This is a genomic window from Bradyrhizobium sp. 17 (assembly GCF_023073515.1).
GTDB lineage: Bacteria > Pseudomonadota > Alphaproteobacteria > Rhizobiales > Xanthobacteraceae > Bradyrhizobium > Bradyrhizobium canariense_D.
In genome coordinates, this window is the sequence record NZ_JADPJQ010000040.1 from 1 (window position 1) to 19,923 (window position 19,923).

At 64.4% G+C, this 19,923-nt stretch carries 16 protein-coding genes; 8 read left to right on the top strand and 8 right to left on the bottom strand.

The genetic code is table 11. The annotated features are described in order from the left end of the window. Nucleotides 1-232: 232 nt before the first annotated feature. A complete protein-coding gene (hppD, locus tag IVB13_RS07620; protein ID WP_247298118.1) occupies nt 233-1,348 on the bottom strand; it encodes a 4-hydroxyphenylpyruvate dioxygenase in 1,116 nt (371 codons plus the stop codon). Nucleotides 1,349-1,469: 121 nt separating this feature from the next. Here hppD and IVB13_RS07625 point away from each other — a divergent pair, with 121 nt between their 5' ends. Both IVB13_RS07625 and IVB13_RS07630 read left to right on the top strand, forming a co-directional pair. Next, entirely contained in the window at nt 1,470-1,949 is a 480-nt protein-coding gene (locus tag IVB13_RS07625) for an Lrp/AsnC family transcriptional regulator (protein ID WP_018456584.1), read from the top strand. A 74-nt stretch (nt 1,950-2,023) separates the two neighbouring features. Next, entirely contained in the window at nt 2,024-2,335 is a 312-nt protein-coding gene (locus IVB13_RS07630) for a DUF1272 domain-containing protein (protein WP_018456585.1), read from the top strand. Nucleotides 2,336-2,468: 133 nt separating this feature from the next. Here the strand turns inward: IVB13_RS07630 and fahA are convergent, their stop codons facing one another. From fahA to IVB13_RS07655, 5 genes are all read right to left on the bottom strand, one after another. Then, on the bottom strand, nt 2,469-3,740 hold the full coding sequence (fahA, locus tag IVB13_RS07635) for a fumarylacetoacetase (RefSeq protein WP_026233201.1): 1,272 nt from the start codon (nt 3,738-3,740) through the stop codon (nt 2,469-2,471). A gap of 174 nt (nt 3,741-3,914) precedes the next feature. Next, complete coding sequence (hmgA, locus tag IVB13_RS07640) at nt 3,915-5,261, bottom strand: homogentisate 1,2-dioxygenase (protein WP_018456587.1); 1,347 nt, start codon at nt 5,259-5,261, stop codon at nt 3,915-3,917. Next, nucleotides 5,258-6,220, bottom strand: a complete 963-nt coding sequence (locus tag IVB13_RS07645; RefSeq protein WP_018456588.1) for an MBL fold metallo-hydrolase — start codon at nt 6,218-6,220, stop codon at nt 5,258-5,260. The genes hmgA and IVB13_RS07645 overlap by 4 nt, the downstream gene beginning before the upstream one ends. A gap of 25 nt (nt 6,221-6,245) precedes the next feature. Further along, nucleotides 6,246-6,470, bottom strand: a complete 225-nt coding sequence (locus tag IVB13_RS07650; RefSeq protein ID WP_018456589.1) for a DUF2783 domain-containing protein — start codon at nt 6,468-6,470, stop codon at nt 6,246-6,248. 13 nt (nt 6,471-6,483) lie between these two features. After that, nucleotides 6,484-8,124 (bottom strand): FAD-dependent oxidoreductase, encoded by a 1,641-nt coding sequence (locus tag IVB13_RS07655; RefSeq protein WP_247298120.1) that lies wholly within the window; start codon nt 8,122-8,124, stop codon nt 6,484-6,486. A 109-nt stretch (nt 8,125-8,233) separates the two neighbouring features. Between IVB13_RS07655 and IVB13_RS07660 the strand changes: the two genes are divergently transcribed. Further along, nucleotides 8,234-8,776, top strand: coding sequence for a MarR family transcriptional regulator (locus tag IVB13_RS07660; RefSeq protein ID WP_018456591.1), 543 nt, complete (start codon nt 8,234-8,236; stop codon nt 8,774-8,776). On the opposite strand, the gene IVB13_RS07665 is transcribed toward IVB13_RS07660, so the two are convergent. Next, the gene (locus IVB13_RS07665) at nt 8,777-9,583 is read right to left on the bottom strand and encodes an N-acyl homoserine lactonase family protein (protein ID WP_018456592.1); all 807 of its coding nucleotides are present in this window, start codon (nt 9,581-9,583) and stop codon (nt 8,777-8,779) included. Between the two features lie 382 nt (nt 9,584-9,965). Here IVB13_RS07665 and IVB13_RS07670 point away from each other — a divergent pair, with 382 nt between their 5' ends. The 4 genes from IVB13_RS07670 to IVB13_RS07685 all read left to right on the top strand — a co-directional run bounded on the left by IVB13_RS07670 (nt 9,966) and on the right by IVB13_RS07685 (nt 16,531). Further along, nucleotides 9,966-11,477: a caspase family protein gene (locus IVB13_RS07670; protein ID WP_018456593.1), complete on the top strand. Its 1,512-nt coding sequence runs from the start codon at nt 9,966-9,968 to the stop codon at nt 11,475-11,477. Nucleotides 11,478-11,622: 145 nt separating this feature from the next. Next, entirely contained in the window at nt 11,623-12,294 is a 672-nt protein-coding gene (locus IVB13_RS07675; RefSeq protein WP_026233202.1) for an OmpA family protein, read from the top strand. Between the two features lie 158 nt (nt 12,295-12,452). After that, nucleotides 12,453-13,382: an efflux RND transporter periplasmic adaptor subunit gene (locus IVB13_RS07680; protein ID WP_018456595.1), complete on the top strand. Its 930-nt coding sequence runs from the start codon at nt 12,453-12,455 to the stop codon at nt 13,380-13,382. Further along, on the top strand, nt 13,382-16,531 hold the full coding sequence (locus IVB13_RS07685) for an efflux RND transporter permease subunit (protein ID WP_018456596.1): 3,150 nt from the start codon (nt 13,382-13,384) through the stop codon (nt 16,529-16,531). Before IVB13_RS07680 ends, IVB13_RS07685 begins: the two co-directional genes overlap by 1 nt. Nucleotides 16,532-16,732: 201 nt before the next feature. Here IVB13_RS07685 and IVB13_RS07690 read toward each other — a convergent pair whose 3' ends face one another. Continuing rightward, the gene (locus tag IVB13_RS07690; protein WP_018456597.1) at nt 16,733-17,407 is read right to left on the bottom strand and encodes a Crp/Fnr family transcriptional regulator; all 675 of its coding nucleotides are present in this window, start codon (nt 17,405-17,407) and stop codon (nt 16,733-16,735) included. Nucleotides 17,408-17,641: 234 nt separating this feature from the next. Between IVB13_RS07690 and IVB13_RS07695 the strand changes: the two genes are divergently transcribed. After that, a complete protein-coding gene (locus IVB13_RS07695; protein ID WP_026233203.1) occupies nt 17,642-19,711 on the top strand; it encodes an AsmA family protein in 2,070 nt (689 codons plus the stop codon). The last annotated feature ends 212 nt before the right edge of the window (nt 19,712-19,923 follow it).

Sequence of the window (19,923 nt, forward strand, 5' to 3'; positions counted from 1 at the left end):
CGAAGTCCCCCGTGCCGAATCAACTTGGCACCAGGGAATCAGAACTCGCTAATTAGGTACAGACCCTAGTGCGCAATTGCGCACGGGGGCCAAGACCCATAGCCACCAACGCGGTTTGACGAAGACTCGGAGTTACCAGTTCGCCCAATGACCGCTCCCTGGGGTAATTGGTCCTGGCTTTCGCCAGGACGACGGCGGCACTTAATGCCACCGCGTTCCAGACAACGGCCGCCTACGCCGCATCCACCTTCAGCACCCCGCGCCGGATCTGGTCCTCCTCGATCGATTCGAACAGCGCCTTGAAATTGCCTTCGCCGAAACCGTCGTCGCCCTTGCGCTGGATGAACTCGAAGAAGATCGGGCCGATCGCGTTGGCCGAGAAGATCTGCAGCAGCACCTTGGTCTGGCCGCCGTCGACCACGCCTTCGCCGTCGATCAGGATGCCGTTCTTCTGCAGCCGCGCGATGTCCTCGCCATGCTTCGGCAACCGCGCGTCGATCCGCTCGAAATAGGTCGCGGGCGGCGCTGGCATGAAGGGCAGACCGGCCTCGCGCAAGTCCTCGATGGTGCGGTAGATGTCGCGGCAGCCGCAGGCGATGTGCTGGATGCCCTCGCCGCGATAGATATTGAGATATTCCTCGATCTGCCCGGAATCGCCGGCGTCCTCGTTGATCGGAATCCGGATCTTGCCGTCGGGGCTGGTCAGCGCGCGCGAGAACAGGCCCGAGGCGCGGCCCTCGATGTCGAAGAAGCGGATCTGGCGGAAATTGAAGAGCTTCTCGTAGAAGCCCGTCCACACGTCCATGCGGCCGCGGTGGACGTTGTGGGTGAGGTGATCGAGATAGAACAGGCCGGCGCCGGCAGGACGCGGATCGCGCGCACCCAGCCATTCGAACTCGCTGTCATAGGCCGATCCCTTGGCGCCATAGCGATCAGCGAAATAGAGCAGGCTGCCGCCGATGCCCTTGATCGCGGGGACGTCGAGCGTCTTCTGCGCGGAGGACGCATCGGCAGGTTCGGCACCGAGCGAAATCGCGCGGTCATAGGCCTTCTTCGCATCGACGACGCGAAACGCCATCGACGGCGCACAGCGGCCGTGCGCGGCGACGAAATCGTGACCCTGGGTGCCGGGCTCCTCGTTGACGAGGTAATTGATGTCGCCCTGGCGATAAACCGTGATCTTCTTCGTTCTGTGCCGCGCGACGGGCACATAGCCCATCAGCTTGAACAAGGCGTGCAGCTCTTGCGGATTGGGATGCGCATATTCGACGAACTCGAACCCGTCGGTGCCCATCGGATTCTCGGCGCTGATCGTGGCCGGCGGTGCATCGTGCGGAAACGGACCCATGGTGTTCTCCCAAATTGCTGCTGAGAGGAACTATCCTTCATGGGACGCGCAAGGGGCGTGCAAATGAGACGGCTTTTGATTAACATATGCACAGTTTGTGCATGAAGTGGGTGAAACGCGCATGACTTTGGTGGATGCCTTCGACCTCAAGATCCTGGGCGCGCTCCAGGACGACGGCCGTCTCACCAACCAGGAGCTCGCCGACCTCGCCGGGCTCTCGGCCTCGCAATGCTCGCGGCGACGGATGCGGCTGGAAGAGGAGAAGGTCATTGCGGGCTATCATGCCGATCTCTCCAGCGAGGCGCTCGGCTTCGGCGTGGTCGCCTTCATCCAGGTGACGCTGGCGACCCACTCGCCGGACAATTCCAAGCGGTTTCGGACTCTGGTCAACCGCATCGACGAGATCCAGGAGGCCTACTCGCTGACAGGCGACGCCGACTACGTGCTCAAGGCCGTGCTGCACGACCTCAAGGGCCTCTCCAACCTCGTCAACGACGTGCTGATGCCGCACCAGAGCGTCGCGCATGTGCGCTCCTCGATCGTGCTCGACAGGCTGAAGGAAAGCACGCGTCTGCCGCTGAAGGAAATCAAGCCCGGCTGAAATCGAGGGAAATCCGGCATTCGCGCTGCGCGCGCGATCTGCGATGATCCCGGCCAATCTGCGGAGATTGAGCCATGGCCCTCCAGCTTCGACCGAACTGCGAATATTGCGACCGCGATCTGCCCCCGAACGCAACCGATGCGCGGATCTGTTCCTATGAATGCACGTTCTGTGCGGACTGCGTGGAGACGAAACTCTCCAACGTCTGCCCGAACTGCGGCGGCGGTTTTGCGCCGCGCCCGATCAGGCCCACGCAGGAATGGCGACCGGGCGTGTGCACGACCAACCAGGCGCCGTCGGACAAGCGGGTGCATCTGAAGTACAGTCTGGAGGACGTCGCGACGCATTGCGCGCGGTTACGTGAGGTGCCGCCGGAGAAGCGGTAGACTCTCACCATGTCATTGCGAGGAGCCCTTGCGACGAAGCAATCCAGACTGCCACTGCGGAAAGACTCTGGATTGCTTCGCTACGCTCGCAATGACGGAGAATGTGGATAGAGGTCGCATCGCTTCCCAGCAATCACTCCGCCGGCAAAATCGTCCCCTCGACCTCGCCAAAACCAACGCGATAGCCTTCGCCCTGGCACCAGCCGCGCATGACGAGGCTGTCGCCGTCTTCCAGGAACGACCGCTTGGCGCCGCCGGGCAATTCGATCGGCTCGGTGCCGTTCCAGCTGATCTCCAGCAGGCTGCCGCGCTGGTTCTTCTCCGGACCGGAAATGGTGCCGCTGCCGAGGAGATCGCCGACATTCATGGCGCAGCCGGAGGAGGCGTGGTGCATCAGCTGCTGCACCGACGACCAGTACATGTATTTGAAATTGGTGCGGCTGATGCCGGCGGGCGCGTTGGCTCCGGCGGCGCGCAAGGAGACGTCGAGTTCGAGATCGTAGTTCTGCGGCTTGCCCTGCTTGAGGTAGTCGAGCGGCACCGGCTCCTGCTGCGGCCCGTTGAGGCGGAATGGCTCCAGCGCCTCGCGCGTCACCACCCACGGACTGATCGAGGTCGCGAACGCCTTGGCGAGGAACGGCCCGAGCGGCACATATTCCCATTGCTGGATATCGCGCGCGCTCCAGTCGTTGAGCAGCACGAAGCCGAAGATCATCTCCTCGGCTTGCGGCTCCGTGAGCATGCCGCCCATTGGCGACGGCTGGCCGACCACCACGCCCATCTCCAGCTCGAAATCGAGCCGCTTGCACGGTCCGAAGCTCGGCGCCTCCACATTCGGCGGCTTGAGCTGCCCGCGCGGGCGCTTCACCTTCGTGCCGGAGACCACGACAGTCGAGGCACGGCCGTTGTAAGCGATCGGCATATGCAGCCAATTCGGCTGCAGTGCATTGTCCTTGCCACGGAACATGACGCCGACATTGGTGGCGTGTTCTTTCGACGAATAGAAATCGGTGTAGCCGGAGACCGCAAACGGCAGATGCAATCTTGCGTCGCGTATCGGCACCAAGGCCTGCTTGCGCAACTCCTCGTTGTCGCGCAGCTCGGGATGATCGGCGCGCAGGAGTTCGCTGATCCGCGCCCGCGTCTTCGTCCAGACCTTTGGCCCCAAGGCCATGAAAGCATTGAGCGACGGCGTCGAGAACACGCCGAGCGGCCCCACGTCGAGCCGCGAGTCCTGCTCAAGCTCCCAGAGATCGAGCACATAGTCGCCGATCGCCACGCCGACGCGCGGCGTCGGATTGGCCGCGGTCGAGAACACACCATAAGGCAGGTTCTGGATCGGAAAATCGGAGGCGGGATCGACGCCGATGAAGGAGCGGAGGCTGGGGTCGTTGGGATGGGGCATCACTTGGCTCGGTCTTTCCCTTCTCCCCTTGTGGGAGAAGGTGGCGCGAAGCGCCGGATGAGGGGTATCTGTCCGCGAGTCCGAAGGAGAGGTTCACGCGCGGATAGAACCCCTCACCCGTCTCGCCGCTATGCGGCGAGCCACCCTCTCCCACAAGGGGAGAGGGTAAGAAGCTTACGGCTTGCTCGGATCGAACCGCTTCGCGAGGCCCTTCCAGCAATCCGCGTAGTCATGCTGCAACGTCGCGGAATTCGCGGCGTGCGCGGTGACGCGCTGCGCGTAGCGGGTCTCGAACATGAAGGCCATGGTGCCGGTCAGCTTGACCGGCTTCAGCTCGCCGTTGCTGGCGTGCTCGAAGGCATCGCGATCGGGGCCGTGCGGCAGCATGCAATTGTGCAAACTCATGCCGCCCGGCACAAAACCTTGCGGCTTGGCGTCGTACACGCCGTAGATCAGGCCCATGAACTCGCTCATGATGTTCATGTGATACCACGGCGGGCGGAAGGTGTTGTCGGCGACCATCCAGCGCTCGGGGAAGATCACGAAGTCGATATTCGCCGTGCCCGCGGTCTCCGACGGCGAGGTCAGCACGGTGAAGATCGAGGGATCGGGATGATCGAAGCCGATCGCGCCGACCGGCGAGAAGGTGCGCAGATCATATTTATACGGCGCATAATTGCCGTGCCAGGCGACGACGTCGATCGGCGAGTGGGGCAACTGCGTCCTGAACAACGATCCGCCCCATTTCACGTAAAGCTCGGTCGGTGTGTCCTTGTCCTCGTAGTGCGCGACCGGCGTCAGGAAGTCGCGGGCATTGGCGAGGCAGTTGGCGCCGATCGGTCCGCGCTCCGGCAGCGTGAAGGCGCCGCCGTAGTTTTCGCAGAGATAGCCACGCGCCGGTCCGCTCGGAATCTCCACCCGGAACTTGACGCCGCGCGGGATCACCACGATCTCGCCGGGCTCGGCGTCGATGCGGCCGAACTCCGTGACGATGCGAAGATTGCCCTGCTGCAGCACGAACATCAGCTCGCCGTCGGCATTGTAGAAGTGCTGGTCCACCATCGATTTGGTGATGAGATAGACGTGGGCGGCCATGCCGGCCTGGGTGTTGACGTCACCGGCGGTGGTCATGGTCTGCACGCCCTGAAGGAAGGTCATGTCCTCCTTCGGGATCGGCGCCGGATCCCAGCGCAATTGCGCGATCGGCAGGTCGTTTTCGTGGCACGGTGCCGAACGCCACAGGCCGCCGTCGACCTTCTCGAAACGACCCGAGTGTTTCACCGACGGGCGAATGCGATAGAGCCATGAGCGCTCGTTGCTGCCGCGCGGCGCCGTGAAGGGCGAGCCGGAGAGCTGCTCGGCATAGAGGCCGTAGGCACAGCGCTGCGGCGAGTTGCGTCCGATCGGCAGCGCGCCCGGCAGCGCTTCGGTCTCGAAACTGTTGCCGAAGCCGGACATGTAGCCCGGCGTGACCTGGGCCGTGCTGCGAATGATCTGATCGGGCGAGGTGTTGATGTTCATGATGATCCTCCTCCTTGCAGGGCGGCCCACATCTCCTGGTCGCGCTTGTCGGTCCAGATCACGGGGTCGTCGATCCCCGACGCCTCGTCATAGGCGCGAGATACGTTGAACGGCAGACAGTGCTCGTAGATGGCGAAGCTCGAAAATTTCGGATCCATGACCTCGCGCGTCGCGGCCATCGATTCCTTCAGCGTGCGGCCCTTGGCGACCGAGATTTCGGCGGCGCCGTAGAGCGAGGTGACGAAGTCGCGCGTCATCGCGATGGCTTCGCGCACCGTGGCGACACCCTTCAACGCATCGCCGCGGCCCGGCGCGATCGCCTTGGGATTGAAGTTGCGGATCTCGTTCAGCGTCAGCGGCCATTCGCGCAGGTGTGCGTCGCCACAATAGCAGGCCGAGTGGTATTCGATCAGGTCACCGGAGAACATCACCTCGGCATCCGGCACCCAGGCGACGATGTCGCCCGAGGTATGGCCGGCGCCAAGCTGCATCAGGCGTACCTCGCGCTTGCCCAGATAGATCGACATCTCGCCTTCGAAGGTCAGCGTCGGCCAGGTCAGGCCGGGTATGCTCGATGCGTCCTGAAACAGGCGCGGGAAGCGGCCGTACTCGGAATCCCAATCCTGCTGGCCACGCTCCTCGATGAGGCGATAGGTCTCCTGCGAGGCGACGATGCCCTGCGCCTTGTAGGCGGAGGCGCCGAGCACGCGCACGGCGTGATAATGCGACAGCACGACATATTTGATCGGTTTGTCGGTGACGGCACGGACGCGCTCGATCACCTTGTTGGCCATCGCCGGCGTCGATTGCGCGTCGAACACCAGGCAGCCGTCGTCGCCGACGATGATCGCGGTGTTCGGATCGCCCTCCGCGGTGAAGGCGTAGAGATCGGTGCCAATCTCGGAGAAGGTGATCTTCTTCTCGGAGAGGTCGCCGGTGGATGCGAAGTTCTTCGCCATCAATTCATCCTTCAAGTCTTTGGGGCTATTGTTGTTGCTGTTGCTGCTGCTGGCCGTCGATCATGCGCCGCTTGGCGAGGAGAATCGCCTCCCGCAGCACGACGATATCGCCGATATGGTTGGCGAGGATCAGCACCAGCGCCGCGTCGAAGTCCGCGCTCTGCTCGTCGGTGAAGCCACGATGCGCCTCCACAATGGCGCGAAAGGCGTCGTCGGGTCGCGCGAAGTTGGAGCTGGTGGAGAGCGGCATGCGAATCCTCAATTCAAGCAAATTCTTGATTCAAGCCCTGCGCCCGTGACAGCGCTGCCGCGACGCCAGCGCGCGTGGGGTGGCGGAAGCGCGCCGCAACGTAACCGTCCGGCCTTAATAGGTAGGCTGAGCCTGGTTCCGCATCATAGCGCTTTGCAGTGAGCCCTGCCGGATCTGCGAGCCCGTCCTCACCGCCGATGCAGATGTCCTTCACACCAACAGGCGCATCGATCGCCGCGCCGTTGCCGAACGACAGCAAGGTGAAGTCTGTTCCACCCTTGCGGAATGCATCCGTCAAATAGGCTTGCTCGCCCGCGCGCGTCGTAACGGGAGCATCGAGCATCGAACAACCCGGGAGCGGGCCACCGCGCCACGCATCCGCATCCGGCGATGACAGCGGCGAGTCATAGCTGCACGGCACCGAGAGCCGCCCGCCATTGACCATGCGCTTGCCGAATTCCGTTTCCTTGGCCAGCGACAGCACCGCCTTGCGCAGCCGCGCTTCCTGATGCGAGTTCGGCGCCATGAAATCGGTCGAGCGGGTGGATTCGCGGATGTTCTCGTCGGCCGCCAGACTGCGCTCGACGTGATAGCTCTCGAGCAGGCTCGCGGGTGAGGCGCCGCGCAGCACGCGGTCGAGCTTCCAGGAGAGATTCTCGGCGTCCTCGAGTCCCGAATTGGCGCCGCGCGCGCCGAAGGGCGAGACCTGGTGCGCGGAATCGCCTGCAAAGATCACGCGGCCATGGACGAAGCGATCCATCCGCCGGCACTGGAATTTGTAAAGCGAGATCCACTCGAACTCGAACTTGTCGTGGCCGAGCATGCGCGCAATCCGCGGCCGCACGTTCTCGGGCTTCTTCTCGACGACGGGGTCGGCATAGCGATTGAGCTGAAGGTCGATGCGCCAGACATCGTCGGGCTGTCGGTGCAGCAGCGCCGAACGTCCCGCATGAAACGGCGGATCGAACCAGAACCAGCGCTCGGTCGGGAATTCCGCGGTCATCTTGACATCGGCGATCAGGAACTGGTCCTCGAACACCTGTCCGGCGAAGTCGGCGCCCACCATCTGCCGCAGCGACGAGCGCGCGCCGTCGCAGGCGACGACATATTGCGCGTGCAGGCGATAGGCGCCCTCCGGCGTCTCGATCGTCAGCGCGACGGAAGCGTTGCGGCTCTCCAGCGCCGTCACCTTGTTGCGCCAGCGCAGATTGATCTCGGGCAGCTCGCTGATGCGGTCGACCAGATAGGCTTCGGCGTAATATTGCTGGAGATTGATGAAGGCCGGCCGCTTGTGACCGTCCTCCGGCAGTAGATTGAACTGGTAGAGCTGCTGCTCGCCGTGGAAGATGCGGCCGACGCTCCAGACCACGCCCTTGTCGACCATGCGGTCGCCGACGCCGAGCCGGTCCCAATATTCCAGCGAGCGTTTCGAGAAGCAGATCGCGCGGGAGCCCTCTCCGATGCGGTCGGCGTCATCCAGAAGAACGACGCGCTGGCCGCGTTGGGCAAGGTCGATCGCAAGCGACAGCCCGACCGGGCCAGCGCCCACGATCACCACGGGATGCTCGGCCGAGCTCTGGCCGGGACGATCCTGATCGGGGTGGCGGCGATAGCCGAACTGGGTTTTGGCCTGATGCGTATTGGCCTTCGCCATGCGCTAACCTCGGCTCTGGTCAGGAGAGGCCTGATCTGCTAATAGTCTCACGTGCAACTATTTTGGACCGGAGCCGGCCGGCCGTCAACTGGAATTCGGAGCGCTCTCCTTGGCGAGGACATCCAGCGACATCGCGCTGAAGACACGCGAGGCCGATGAGGCTTCACCGCGGCCAAAAACACGGCTCGACCTGTTCAGGTTCGTGCCGTTCCGCCTCAACCGGCTCGCCGCGGAGGTGAGTTCCGCACTCGCCGTCGAATATCAGGAGCGTCACGGCCTCGACATCCCCGCCTGGCGCGTGATCGCGACGCTCGGCTTCCGCAACGATGCCTGCAGCGCGCAGTACGTCGCGCAATGCACCCGCACGCACAAATCCACGATCAGCCGCGCGGTGACCATGTTGCTGCATCAGGGTTTGATCGAGCGCGTCGAGAACGAAGCCGACCGCCGCGAATTCCGTCTGCGACTGACCAGGAAAGGCCGCACGCTCTACGAGGAGCTGTTTCCGCAATTGCTGCGGCGGGAAGACGAGATCCTCGCCTGCCTCACCGCGCAGGAGCGCAAACAGCTATCGACGCTGCTCGGCAAGATCGAACAGAGCCTCGATTTGATCCAGACCAGCGAAGAGGCCGACGCCAAGCAGGCGTATTGATCACTTCGCAAATGATCGCGACGGCGGCAAATGCAGCGCCCAGACATCGACCTTGTCGCTGGCGCGCGGATAGATCTCCGTCACGATCGGATCATGGCCGGGAATGAACCGGTCAGGATGGCCGGCGAGGCGCTCGATGGTCTCCCAGCCAACCGCCATGTCGCCGACATTGTAGACGATCGGGAATGGGCTTCTGCGCTGGAGATTGGCGTAATAATGCGCGGCATCGGACGCCAGCACCACCGGTCCGCGCGCGGTCTCGACTCTGACCACCTGCAAGCCGTCGGAATGGCCGCCGACGCGGTGCAAGGTGACGCCGGGCGCGACCTCGCCGTCGCCGGAATAGAAATTGACGCGCTCGCCATAGACATGGCGGACCATCTGGGTGACGTGCTCGACCGAGAACGGATGTCGCAGCAGTCCGTTGCACATGCAGCGCCCCGTCGCGTAGGCCATCTCGCGCTCCTGGAGATGGAAGCGGGCGTTCGGGAAGCGGTCGAGATTGCCGGCATGGTCGTAATGCAGATGCGTCACGATGATGTCGCGAATGCTCGCTGCCGCGACACCAAAGCGCTCCAGCGCGTCGACCGGATTGAGCGTCAGCTTGCGCGCCCGCGCGGACGCTTCCTCGGCATTGAAGCCGGTATCGACCAGGATGTCGCGGCCGTTGCCGCGGATCAGCCAGACGAAATAGTCGAGATCCTGCGCCGCGCTGTCATGCGGGTCGGGCGCGAGGAAGTTCATGTGGGGCGTGCGCGGCGACATCGTCGCGTAGCGCAGTGCGTAGATTTCGGAGGCGTTTCCCATAGTTTGATCTTGCTCTTTTTGTGGATGCACCTTCAGGGGCGATCGACCGCACCAAGCCATCGTCCACCGCAAAGGTCAAACACCGCAGGTTGAAGGAGGCCCGTCCGCAATGTGAGACCAATCACATTGTTGTCGCCATGGCTGCCCTAATTTGCAGCCGCAATGACAACCAGCATGACAACCAGAATGCATCGCGTGCAATCATGACCGCCCGTTTATTCCCCCGCAACATGCCCATGCGTCGCGGTCAATTGTCGCGATAGCGCCGAATCCGCAAGCGGTTGACGCCCCCCTCCCCCGGTTTGATAATGCACATTGCGTAAGTTAAGGTCGCCGCGGCGCAAGCTGGAAACGGCGCCTTTTTGGCTGGATCGCGCTAATTATGAAAATTCGCCTGCTTTTCGTTCTATCCTTGCTCGTGTCGCTCATCCCGACCGCTCCGTCACTTGCGGCCGGCGATCGCTTTGCGCTGGTCATCGGCAATGCCAAATATCCGGACGCCGACGCTCCCCTGAAGGAACCGCTCAACGACGCGCGCGACGTCGCCGACGAGCTCAAGCGCGACGGCTTTTCCGTCGAGATCGGTGAGAACCTGACCGGCGACGGCATGCGCCGCGCCTTCGACAAGCTCTACGGCAAGATCAAGCCGGGGTCGGTGGCACTGGTGTTCTTCAGCGGCTTCGGCATCCAGTCCGCGCGGCAGAGCTATTTGCTGCCGATCGATGCGCAGATCTGGACCGAATCCGACGTGCGGCGCGACGGCATCAGCCTCGAAACCGTGCTCGGCGAGCTCAACACCCGCGGCGCCGGCGTCAAGATCGCGCTGGTCGATGCCTCCAGGCGCAACCCGTTCGAGCGCCGGTTCCGCAGCTTCTCGGCCGGCCTCACGCCCGTCATCGCGCCGAACGGCACGCTGGTGATGTATTCGGCGGCACTGGCCTCGGTGGTCTCGGACGCCGGCGGCGAGCACAGCCTGTTCGTCCAGGAACTCCTCAAGGAAATCCGCGTCCCCGACCTGATGGCCGAGGAGACGCTGAACCGCACCAAGATGGGCGTCACCCGCGCCTCCCGGGGCGAGCAGGTGCCGTGGATATCCTCGTCGCTGGCCGAGGATTTCTCCTTCATTCCAGGGGCCGGCGGGTCGCGCCCGACCACCACGCCGCCACCTGCGCCTCCCCCGCCGCCGGTCGTCGCCAACAACCCGCCGCCGACTCCACCCGCACCTTCACCGCCTCCGCCGCCGAAACCGGCCGAGACGGTGGCTGCGCCCGCTCCGTCACCGAAGCCGCAGGTCGAGGCTGCCTTGCCGCCGGCACCGCCGCCGCCTCCGCCTGTGATTCCGGCCGATCCCGCCACCGCTCCGACCATGGAGAGCGGGCCGAGTGCGGCCGCCCTGGCCGAGGACCCCACCATCAAGGGGCTGACCGCCAAGATCGCGGCCAATCCGGATGACGTGAACGCGCTTTACCGGCGCGGTCAGGTCTATGCCAGCAAGGGCGCCTACAGCCTGGCCATCAAGGATTTTGACGAGACGCTCCGGATCAACCCGAAGGACGTCGAGGCGCTGAACAATCGCTGCTGGACCCGCACCGTGGTCGGCGACCTCCAGGGCGCGCTGAAGGATTGCAACGAGGCCCTGCGGCTGCGACCGAACTTCGTCGACGCGCTGGACAGCCGGGGGCTCGTCAATCTGAAATCGGGGGCGGTCAAGAACGCCATCGCCGATTTCGAGGCCGCCCTGAGGATCAATCCGCGCTTGACCTCCTCGCTGTTCGGACGCGGGATCGCCAAGCAGCGCAACGGCTCGGCCCAAGAGGGCGCGCTCGACATCGCCAATGCCAAGGCGATGGACCCGAACATTGTTCAGGAATTCGCAAGCTACGGAGTGCGTTGATATTTTTTTGAATCGGGGCCGATGTGCCTCGAACCCGCGACGGCCCGGCGAAGACTAATCGAACGGATGCCGCAGGCCGTCCTTTCGGGAGGCTTATTGCAGGATTTTCGAACCGCACCAGCTGGCTGCGCAGGAGGGACTGGCTATGAGATTGGCTGCAAAGGGACTTACCGCAATCCTGTCCATCATCACCGTCGGCGCCGCGCTGTCGCTGACGATCCCGCTGGCATTCGCAGCCGACGACGGCAACAGCAAGAACGTCACCGAGGACGAGATCGTCCGCGCGCTGGCGCCGCCGCCGAAGAAGCCGCTGACCCGCGGCCTCTCGATCGCTCCGCAGGCCGATCCCGCACCGAGTGCCACGGAGACCAAGCTGATCCAGTCCGTGCGCGGCCGCTCGACACGGTCGCTGTCGTCGACCGAGCGTGAAGAAATCGCGTCGGCGGCCAAGGACAAGCCGAACATCGATCTGGAAATCACGTTCGACTACAACTCGGCCAATATCAGCGCCAAATCGCTTGCCTCGGTCCAGGCGCTCGGCCGCGCGCTGACCAGCCCCGACCTGAAAGGCTCGACCTTCGTGGTCGCCGGCCATACTGACGCCGCCGGAAGCGAGAGCTATAATCAGGATCTGTCGGAGCGCCGCGCGGATTCGATCAAGCGCTATTTGGTCGACAAATACAGCATCTCCGCGACCGACCTCGTCACGGTCGGCTACGGCAAGAGCAAGCTGAAGGACCCGGCCCAGCCGATGGCGGAAGTCAATCGTCGCGTGCAGGTCGTCAACATGGAAAACAAGACTACCGCATCGAAGTGACCACGACGTAATCCTTTGAAGTGACAAGTCGTGATGTGGTGTAAAGTCTCGCTCCCAGCGCGCGTCCCGCAGCCTTGCGGGACGCTGCTTTATTTCAGGGAAACGCTCTCCATGGGCCGCGCGCGGATGGCCGTGAGCCAGGCCAGGACGATCCGGCAATGAACCTCTCCCAATATCTCAAGCCAGCCGGAACGGTGATCTTCGTCGTCGCGCTCGGCGTCGGCTATTATCTGTTCGAGCACCGGCACCGCGCCGAGCCCAAGGAAACGCCGAGCGAGGCGCTGGTCATCGTGACCAAGTCGACCAATGCCTGCTTCTCCGACCTGGTCCGGGTGACCGGCTTCTTCGTGCCGCGCCGCGAAGCCGTGGTCGTCGCCGACCAGGAGGGATCCAGGGTCACCGACCTCTTCGTCACCGAAGGCACCCTCGTCACCGACAATCAGGAGCTGGCGCGCCTGACCGCACCGCCCCAGATTCCGGGCCAGCCGCCGCGGCCCGGCCCGCAAGGTCCGGTCTCGCTGAAGGCCTCTGCGCCGGGCCTCGTCACCGAGGTCCGCACCATCGTCGGCGCGCCGGCCTCGCCGCAGGCCGGCCCGATGTTCCGTATCGCCGTCAACAACGAGATCGAACTGGACGCGCAGGTGCCCGCGGTGCACATGGCCAAGCTCAGCTCCGGCGCGACCGTGCGCATCAGCCGCGACGACGCGCCCGATTTGATCGGGCGGGTCAGGCTAGTCGCGCCCGAAATCGATCGCGCCACCCAGCTCGGCCGCGTGCGCATCAGCGTCACCAACAATCCCTCGCTGAAAGTCGGCGTGTTCGCCCGCGCCTCGATCGACGCCAAGCGAAGCTGCGGCGTCGCGGTTCCCAAGACCGCGATCGACCATCTCACCGTGCAGGTCGTCAAGAGCAACATTGTCGAGACGCGCAAGGTACGGGTCGGGCTGTCTTCGGACAGCGCGACGGAAATCCTGGAAGGCCTCAATGTCGGCGAGATCGTCGTCGCCGACGCCGGCTCTTCGCTGCATGACGGCGACCAGATCAAGACCATGTTCGCTGATGAACTCGATCGCACGCGGGTACGCTGATGGCTCTCAATATCTCGGCATGGTCGATCCGCAATCCGCTGCCGTCGGTCGTATTTTCCATCATCCTCCTGATCCTCGGCTGGGTGTCCTTCACCAAGCTCGCGGTGACGCGGCTACCCTCGGCCGACATTCCCGTGATCTCGGTCGCGGTATCGCAGTTCGGCGCGGCACCCGCCGAGCTCGAATCCCAGGTCACCAAGACGGTTGAAGACGCCGTCTCCGGTGTCGAAGGGGTCAGGCACATCACCTCGCAGATCACCGACGGCCTGTCGGTGACGACAATCCAGTTCGCGCTGGAAACCAACACCGACCGCGCGCTCAACGACGTCAAGGACGCGGTGACGCGCGTGCGCTCGAACCTGCCGCAGAACGTCACCGAGCCGCTGATCCAGCGCGTCGATGTCATCGGCCTGCCGATCGTCACCTATGCCGCGATCTCGCCCGGCAAGACGCCGGAGCAGCTCTCCTATTTCGTCGACGACGTGGTCAAGCGCGCGCTGCAAGGCGTGCGCGGCGTCGCCCAGGTCGAGCGCATCGGCGGTGTCGAGCGCGAGATCCTGGTCTCGCTCGATCCCGACCGCCTGCAGTCGATGGGGCTGACGGCCGTCAACGTCAGCCAGAGCCTGCGCGGCACCAATGTCGACGTCGCCGGCGGCCGCGCCGAGATCGGCAAGAACGACCAGGCGATCCGCACCCTCGCCGGCGCCAAGACGCTGAGCGATCTCGCCGGCACCATGATTCCGCTGTTCGGCGGCGGCGAGGTCCGGCTCGACGATCTCGGCACCGTCACCGACACCATCGCAGACCGCCGTACCTTCGCCCGCTTCAACGGCGAGCCGATCGTCGCGCTCGGCATCAAGCGCTCCAAGGGTGCCAGCGACGTGAAGGTCGCCGAGGCCGTGCAGAAGCGCATCGACACGCTCAAGGCCACTTATCCCGACGTCGACCTGAAGGTGATCGACACCTCGGTCGAATATACCAATGGCAATTACCACGCGGCGATCTCGACCCTGTTCGAAGGCGCCATCCTCGCCGTCGTCATCGTGCTGTTGTTCCTGCGCGACCTGCGCGCCACCATCATCGCCGCGATCTCGCTGCCGTTGTCGATCTTCCCGGCATTCTGGGCGATGGACCTGCTCGGCTTCTCGCTCAACCTCGTCAGCTTCCTCGCCATCACGCTGTCGACGGGTATTCTGGTCGACGACGCCATCGTCGAGATCGAGAACATCGTCAGGCACATGAACATGGGCAAGTCGCCCTATCGTGCCGCCCTGGAAGCCGCCGACGAGATCGGCCTCGCGGTGATCGCGATCTCGCTGACGATCATCGCAATCTTCGCGCCCGCGAGCTTCATGTCGGGCATCGCCGGACAGTTCTTCAAGCAGTTCGGCATCACCGTCTCGGTACAGGTGTTCTTCTCGCTGCTCGCGGCGCGCTTCGTCACGCCGGTGCTCGCCGCCTACTTCCTCAAACATAGCAATCACCAAGAGCCGCCGCCCGGCCGCGTGCTGCGGTCCTATCACAGGCTCGTGGCCTGGTCGGTGAAGCACTATTTCATTACGGTGCTGGTCGGCTTCGGCGTCTTCGCCGCCTCGATCTGGAGCATTACGCTGCTGCCGCAGGGTTTCCTGCCGGCGCAGGACAGCTCGCGCTCGTTGGTTGCGCTCGAGCTGCCGCCGGGCACGCAGCTCGCCTACACCGAAAAAGTCACCGAAGACATCGTGGCGCGCCTGCGCAAGCGGCCCGAGGTGAAGAGCATCTTCGTCGACGGCGGCCGCGTTCCACCGGGGACCCAGGAAGTCCGGCGCGCCGCCTTGATCATCAATTACACGCCCAAGGACAGCCGCGACATCACCCAGCGCGAGCTCGAATTCTCGATCAGCCAGGAGCTGGAGAACATTCCAGACATCCGCTTCTGGTTCCTCGACGAGAACGGCCTGCGCGCCATCTCGCTGGTCGTGACCGGCGCAGACGCCAACATCGTCAACAACGTCGCCAGCGAACTCGCGACGCAGATGAAGCGGATTCCCACCATCTCCAACGTGATCTCGGAAACCACGCTGGAGCGGCCCGAGCTGCGCGTCGAACCGCGCGCCGATCTCGCCGCACGGCTCGGCGTCTCGACCGAAAGCCTATCGCAGACCATCCGCGTCGCCACCATCGGCGACGTCGGCCCCGCGCTTGCCAAGTTCGACGTTGGCGACCGTCTGGTGCCGATCCGAGTGCAGCTCGAGGATGCCGCGCGCGGCAATCTGAAGACGCTCGAACAGTTGCGCGTGCCGCTCGGCGAGCACGGCGAGAAGGGCGGCGTGCCGCTGTCCGTCATCGCCGACGTCAAGCTCGACCAGGGTCCGACCAGCATCAACCGTTACGATCGCGAGCGACAGGCGACCGTCGCGGCCGATCTCGTCGGCTCCGCCGCGCTCGGCGACGCCACCAAGAAGATCTACGATCTGCCGGTCATGAAGAGCCGACCGAAGGGCGTGAAGGTCTCCCCCTCCGGCGACGCCGAAAGCCTGAACGAACTGTCCGAAGGCTTTGCCACCGCGATCACGGCGGGCCTGATGATGGTCTACGCCGTTCTGGTGCTGCTGTTCGGCACCTTCCTGCAGCCGATCACCATTCTGTTCTCGCTGCCGCTCTCGATCGGCGGCGCGATCGCGGCCCTGCTGATCACCGGCAAGCAGCTCACGACACCGGTGTGGATCGGCATCCTGATGCTGATGGGTATCGTCACCAAGAACGCGATCATGCTGGTGGAATTCGCCATCGAATCCATTCACGCCGGCACACCGCGCGAAGAAGCCATGATCGACGCAGGCATGAAACGCGCTCGCCCGATCGTGATGACCACGATCGCGATGGCCGCGGGCATGATGCCCAGCGCGCTCGCGGTCGGCGCGGGCGGCGAGTTCCGCTCGCCGATGGCGCTCGCGGTGATCGGTGGCCTGATCTTCTCGACCATCCTGTCGCTGGTGTTCGTGCCCGCGATGTTCATGGTGATGGACGATCTCGGCGCCCTGATCTGGCGCTTCGCCAAGCGGCTGGTCGTGCACAGCGAAGATGCGGAGGGCGCAAGTCATCACGGAGCTGCGCCGGCCGAAGCGAGGCCGCGGCCGAAGAACATCGTGCACCCTGCGGCGGAGTAGATGTGCACCAGCGTCAAGCACACGAGGCAGTTCAGCGAGCGCCATCCGAGAACCCGACATAGCGGAGGATCGTCTTCGCTACCAGGCATTCAGACGTACCGGTCGTGCTGTGCCGATCGAGGTCGTTAAAGCGTGGGTCGCGAGTTGAGACTCTTCTGACGAACTCCTTCGCCCCGATAGCGACCCAGCCTAACGGCCCCCCTACTCGTTGCGCGCGATCGCCGTCAGCTTGGTCATGTTCCGCAGCAGGATGCGGCCGCGCTGGAGATCGAGGATCGCTTCCTTGCGCCAGGCCTGAAGCTGGCGGTTGACGCTCTCGCGGGCGGCGCCGACGAAGACGCCGAGTTGCTCCTGCGAGATGTGCACCTCCGAGCCGAAATCGGCGGCGAGCGCGCAGAGGCGCCGCGCGAGGCGAACCGGCAGCGGCTGGAGCATGGACTCTTCCATGCGCTCGCTCTGCCAGCGGATGCGCTGGCAGAGCAGCGCGATGATCTTGATCCCGACTTTCGGCTCGCGTTCGAGGAAGGCGAGAAAGTCTTCGCGCCGCAGCACGAACAGCTCGCTGGCTTCGCCCGCGGTGGCGTCCGCAGTGCGGCTCTGGCCATCCAGCACCGCAACCTCGCCGAACAGGTCGCCGGGCCCCATGAAGTTCAGCGTCAGGCGGCTGCCGTCGGAGGCGCCGGTCTCGATACGGACCTGGCCTCGGCGCACGCCGAACAGCGCATCGCCTGGGTCGCCCTTCTGGAACAGCACCTCGCCATTCCCCAGATGCTGGGTGTGGCAGAGATTCGCCAGCCGCTGGAGTTCGTCTGCGCCGAGATCGGCGAACATCGCATTCATCTTGAGGATGACCGCAAATTCGGCCTGCTTGCTCATTTCAATATCCTTGTGAATTTCGTTGGCAAATCGCTTGGAACCATCAACATCAAGATCGCGTAAAACCGCGCCCGGGAAGTGTGCCATAAGTCACATAACTTTGCAGCACCCCAGACTATTTTTACGTGCTTGGAGCCGCTTCCCGTCCCGGGATAAACTCAGGAGCCAAGGACGGGTGCAAATGACGGTCATGTGCCGGATTCGACGCCGATCGTCCGCCGCTGGAAAGTCGATATGAGAGCCGTGAAATTCGCCGGCGCGGCGGTGGCCGCAATCGTCATCGTGATCGCACTCCTGCTGGTGGTCGGGATCCCCTCGGGCTTCCTGAGTTCGACGATTGCCTCGCGTGTCGAGAGCGCGACCGGCTATCGCCTGTCGGTCGACGGCACCACTAGAATCAGTTTGTGGCCGACGCTGAACGTGACGCTGAACGACCTCACGCTTGCCGACCCCAAGGACCGCAGCGGCATCACGCGCCTGTCCATCGACAGCGTGCGGGCCGACATGTCGCTCTCAAGCGTCTGGTCGGGCCGCCCGAAGATCAGCGAGCTCGTCGTCACCCATCCCGTGCTCTACCAGCCGCTGCTGCGTGAGCGCCTGCCGAATGCCGGCGGCACGTCGAAGCCGGTCGCGCTCGATCTCGACGGCGCCGCCATCGATCGCATCAAGGTCACCGATGGCGAGATCGCATTCGCGCGCGTGCGCGATCGCGTCGAGAGCCGCATCAGCGCCGTCAATGCCGATGCGATCGTCGGCCGCGACCGCAAGTTCAACATCACCGGCACCGCACGGGTCGGCGAGCATCCGACCAAATTCGACATCAAGGCGACCACGCCAGCGCCGCCGGCCGACCGACCGACCATTCCGGTGGATTTCGCCATCGACATGCCGGACGTGCTGAAGTCCCGGCTCGCGGGCCATGCCGAGATGCGGCTGAGCGGCGATGTCGTGATGATCAACGGCCTGAATGGCACGCTCGGCGATGGCGCGTTCAATGGCTGGGCCTCGGTCGATATCGCGAGCAAGCCTCTCGTCAAGCTCGATCTCGACTTCCAGCGGCTCGCGATCCCGCTGGCGAAATCGCCGGAAGGCGCGTCCGGGCAGCCCTGGAGCGATGCGCCGATCGACGTCTCCGGGCTCAACTATGTCGATGCGCAGATCAGGATCTCCGCGCATGAGGCGGTGATCGGCGAGGCACGCCTCGCGCCGCTGGCGGTCGATGCAAAACTCGCCGGCGGCGTGCTGAAGGCCGGCACCGCCAATCTCGGCGCCTATGGCGGCCAGGTTACGGGCGAATTGATCCTGGATGCGACCAGCGGCGCGCCGAGCTTTGCCATGCATTCCGACCTCGCCGGCGTGCGCGCGCTGCCGCTGCTGCAGGGCCTCGCCGAATTCGACCGGATCGACGGCAAGCTGCAGGCCAAGCTCGCGCTGCGCAGCGCCGGCAGCAGCCAGCGCGCGCTGATGGCGAACATGCAGGGCACGGCCTTCGTCAATTTCCAGGACGGCGCCATTCGCGGCATCAACGTCGCACAGATGATCCGCTCGCTGACATCGGGCACGCTGTCCGGCTGGCAGGAAAACGGAGACAGCAGTCGGGAGCAGAGCACGGATTTGTCGCAGCTCTCGGCGTCGTTCCGGATCGACAAGGGCCAGGCGGTGACCACCGATCTCAACTTGACCGGACCGCTCGTCCGCGTGACCGGTGCCGGCACGATCGCACTCGACACCAAGATGATGGGCTTTCGCGTCGAGCCGAAACTGGTGATGACGACCGAAGGCCAGGGCCGCGCCGCCGAGCCGGTCGGCTTCGGCATTCCCGTGATGATCCAGGGCACCTGGTCGCAGCCGCGAATCTATCCCGACATGGCCGGCATGCTGGACAATCCGGACGCCGCCTATGCCAAGCTGCGCGAGATGGGCAGGGGGCTGTTCGGCGCTGATGGGGCCGGGCTCGGCAATATTTTGGGCAGCCTTGGTCTCGGGGGAGCCACCGCGCCGGGTGGCGGTAATGCCGCCGGCACTGCCAATCCGCAAAGCCAGCAGCCCGCCGGACAGAACAATTTGCTCGGCGGCCCCCTGGGGGAGGCGCTCGGCAATCTGATCCAGCAGGGACTTTCCGGTGGCGCGGGAAACGGCACCGGGACCGGGACTGCCACCGGCCGCAGCCGCAGCCTGCCTGCAGCGCCATCCGCACTGATGCCGCAAGCCTCGCCGGCGTCCCCCGCCCTGGAGGACCCGCCGGCGGCGCAGCAGGACAGCCAGCCGATGAACGACGTGCTGCGGCAGCTCTTTAATCGATGATTGCAGGACCAAAGCGCTGGACTCCAGCCCTCCCTTGCCAAGGCGATCCCCTTACATCGGCGTCCCCGGCCGCGGCTTCCTCCAAACGGATGAGACTGCGACAATTCACCATGCTTCCGCCTGCCAGCATCCAAGGGAGTAACCGAGGCCGGTAACCACGCCGGGTGCTCGGCCGTCCCTTGACCAGTCCCTTCACAGTCCCCTGGGACCAA

Bases quoted from the DNA above. Each gene is read 5' to 3' on its own strand.
- IVB13_RS07630 (WP_018456585.1), top strand. From the start codon at position 2,024: ATGGCCCTCCAGCTTCGACCGAACTGCGAATATTGCGACCGCGATCTG.
- fahA (WP_026233201.1), bottom strand. From the start codon at position 3,740: ATGCCCCATCCCAACGACCCCAGCCTCCGCTCCTTCATCGGCGTCGAT.
- IVB13_RS07650 (WP_018456589.1), bottom strand. From the start codon at position 6,470: ATGCCGCTCTCCACCAGCTCCAACTTCGCGCGACCCGACGACGCCTTT.
- IVB13_RS07670 (WP_018456593.1), top strand. From the start codon at position 9,966: ATGAAAATTCGCCTGCTTTTCGTTCTATCCTTGCTCGTGTCGCTCATC.
- IVB13_RS07665 (WP_018456592.1), bottom strand. From the start codon at position 9,583: ATGGGAAACGCCTCCGAAATCTACGCACTGCGCTACGCGACGATGTCG.
- IVB13_RS07685 (WP_018456596.1), top strand. From the start codon at position 13,382: ATGGCTCTCAATATCTCGGCATGGTCGATCCGCAATCCGCTGCCGTCG.
- hppD (WP_247298118.1), bottom strand. From the start codon at position 1,348: ATGGGTCCGTTTCCGCACGATGCACCGCCGGCCACGATCAGCGCCGAG.
- IVB13_RS07645 (WP_018456588.1), bottom strand. From the start codon at position 6,220: ATGGCGAAGAACTTCGCATCCACCGGCGACCTCTCCGAGAAGAAGATC.
- hmgA (WP_018456587.1), bottom strand. From the start codon at position 5,261: ATGAACATCAACACCTCGCCCGATCAGATCATTCGCAGCACGGCCCAG.
- IVB13_RS07675 (WP_026233202.1), top strand. From the start codon at position 11,623: ATGAGATTGGCTGCAAAGGGACTTACCGCAATCCTGTCCATCATCACC.
- IVB13_RS07680 (WP_018456595.1), top strand. From the start codon at position 12,453: ATGAACCTCTCCCAATATCTCAAGCCAGCCGGAACGGTGATCTTCGTC.
- IVB13_RS07690 (WP_018456597.1), bottom strand. From the start codon at position 17,407: ATGAGCAAGCAGGCCGAATTTGCGGTCATCCTCAAGATGAATGCGATG.
- IVB13_RS07655 (WP_247298120.1), bottom strand. From the start codon at position 8,124: ATGGCGAAGGCCAATACGCATCAGGCCAAAACCCAGTTCGGCTATCGC.
- IVB13_RS07695 (WP_026233203.1), top strand. From the start codon at position 17,642: ATGAGAGCCGTGAAATTCGCCGGCGCGGCGGTGGCCGCAATCGTCATC.
- IVB13_RS07625 (WP_018456584.1), top strand. From the start codon at position 1,470: ATGACTTTGGTGGATGCCTTCGACCTCAAGATCCTGGGCGCGCTCCAG.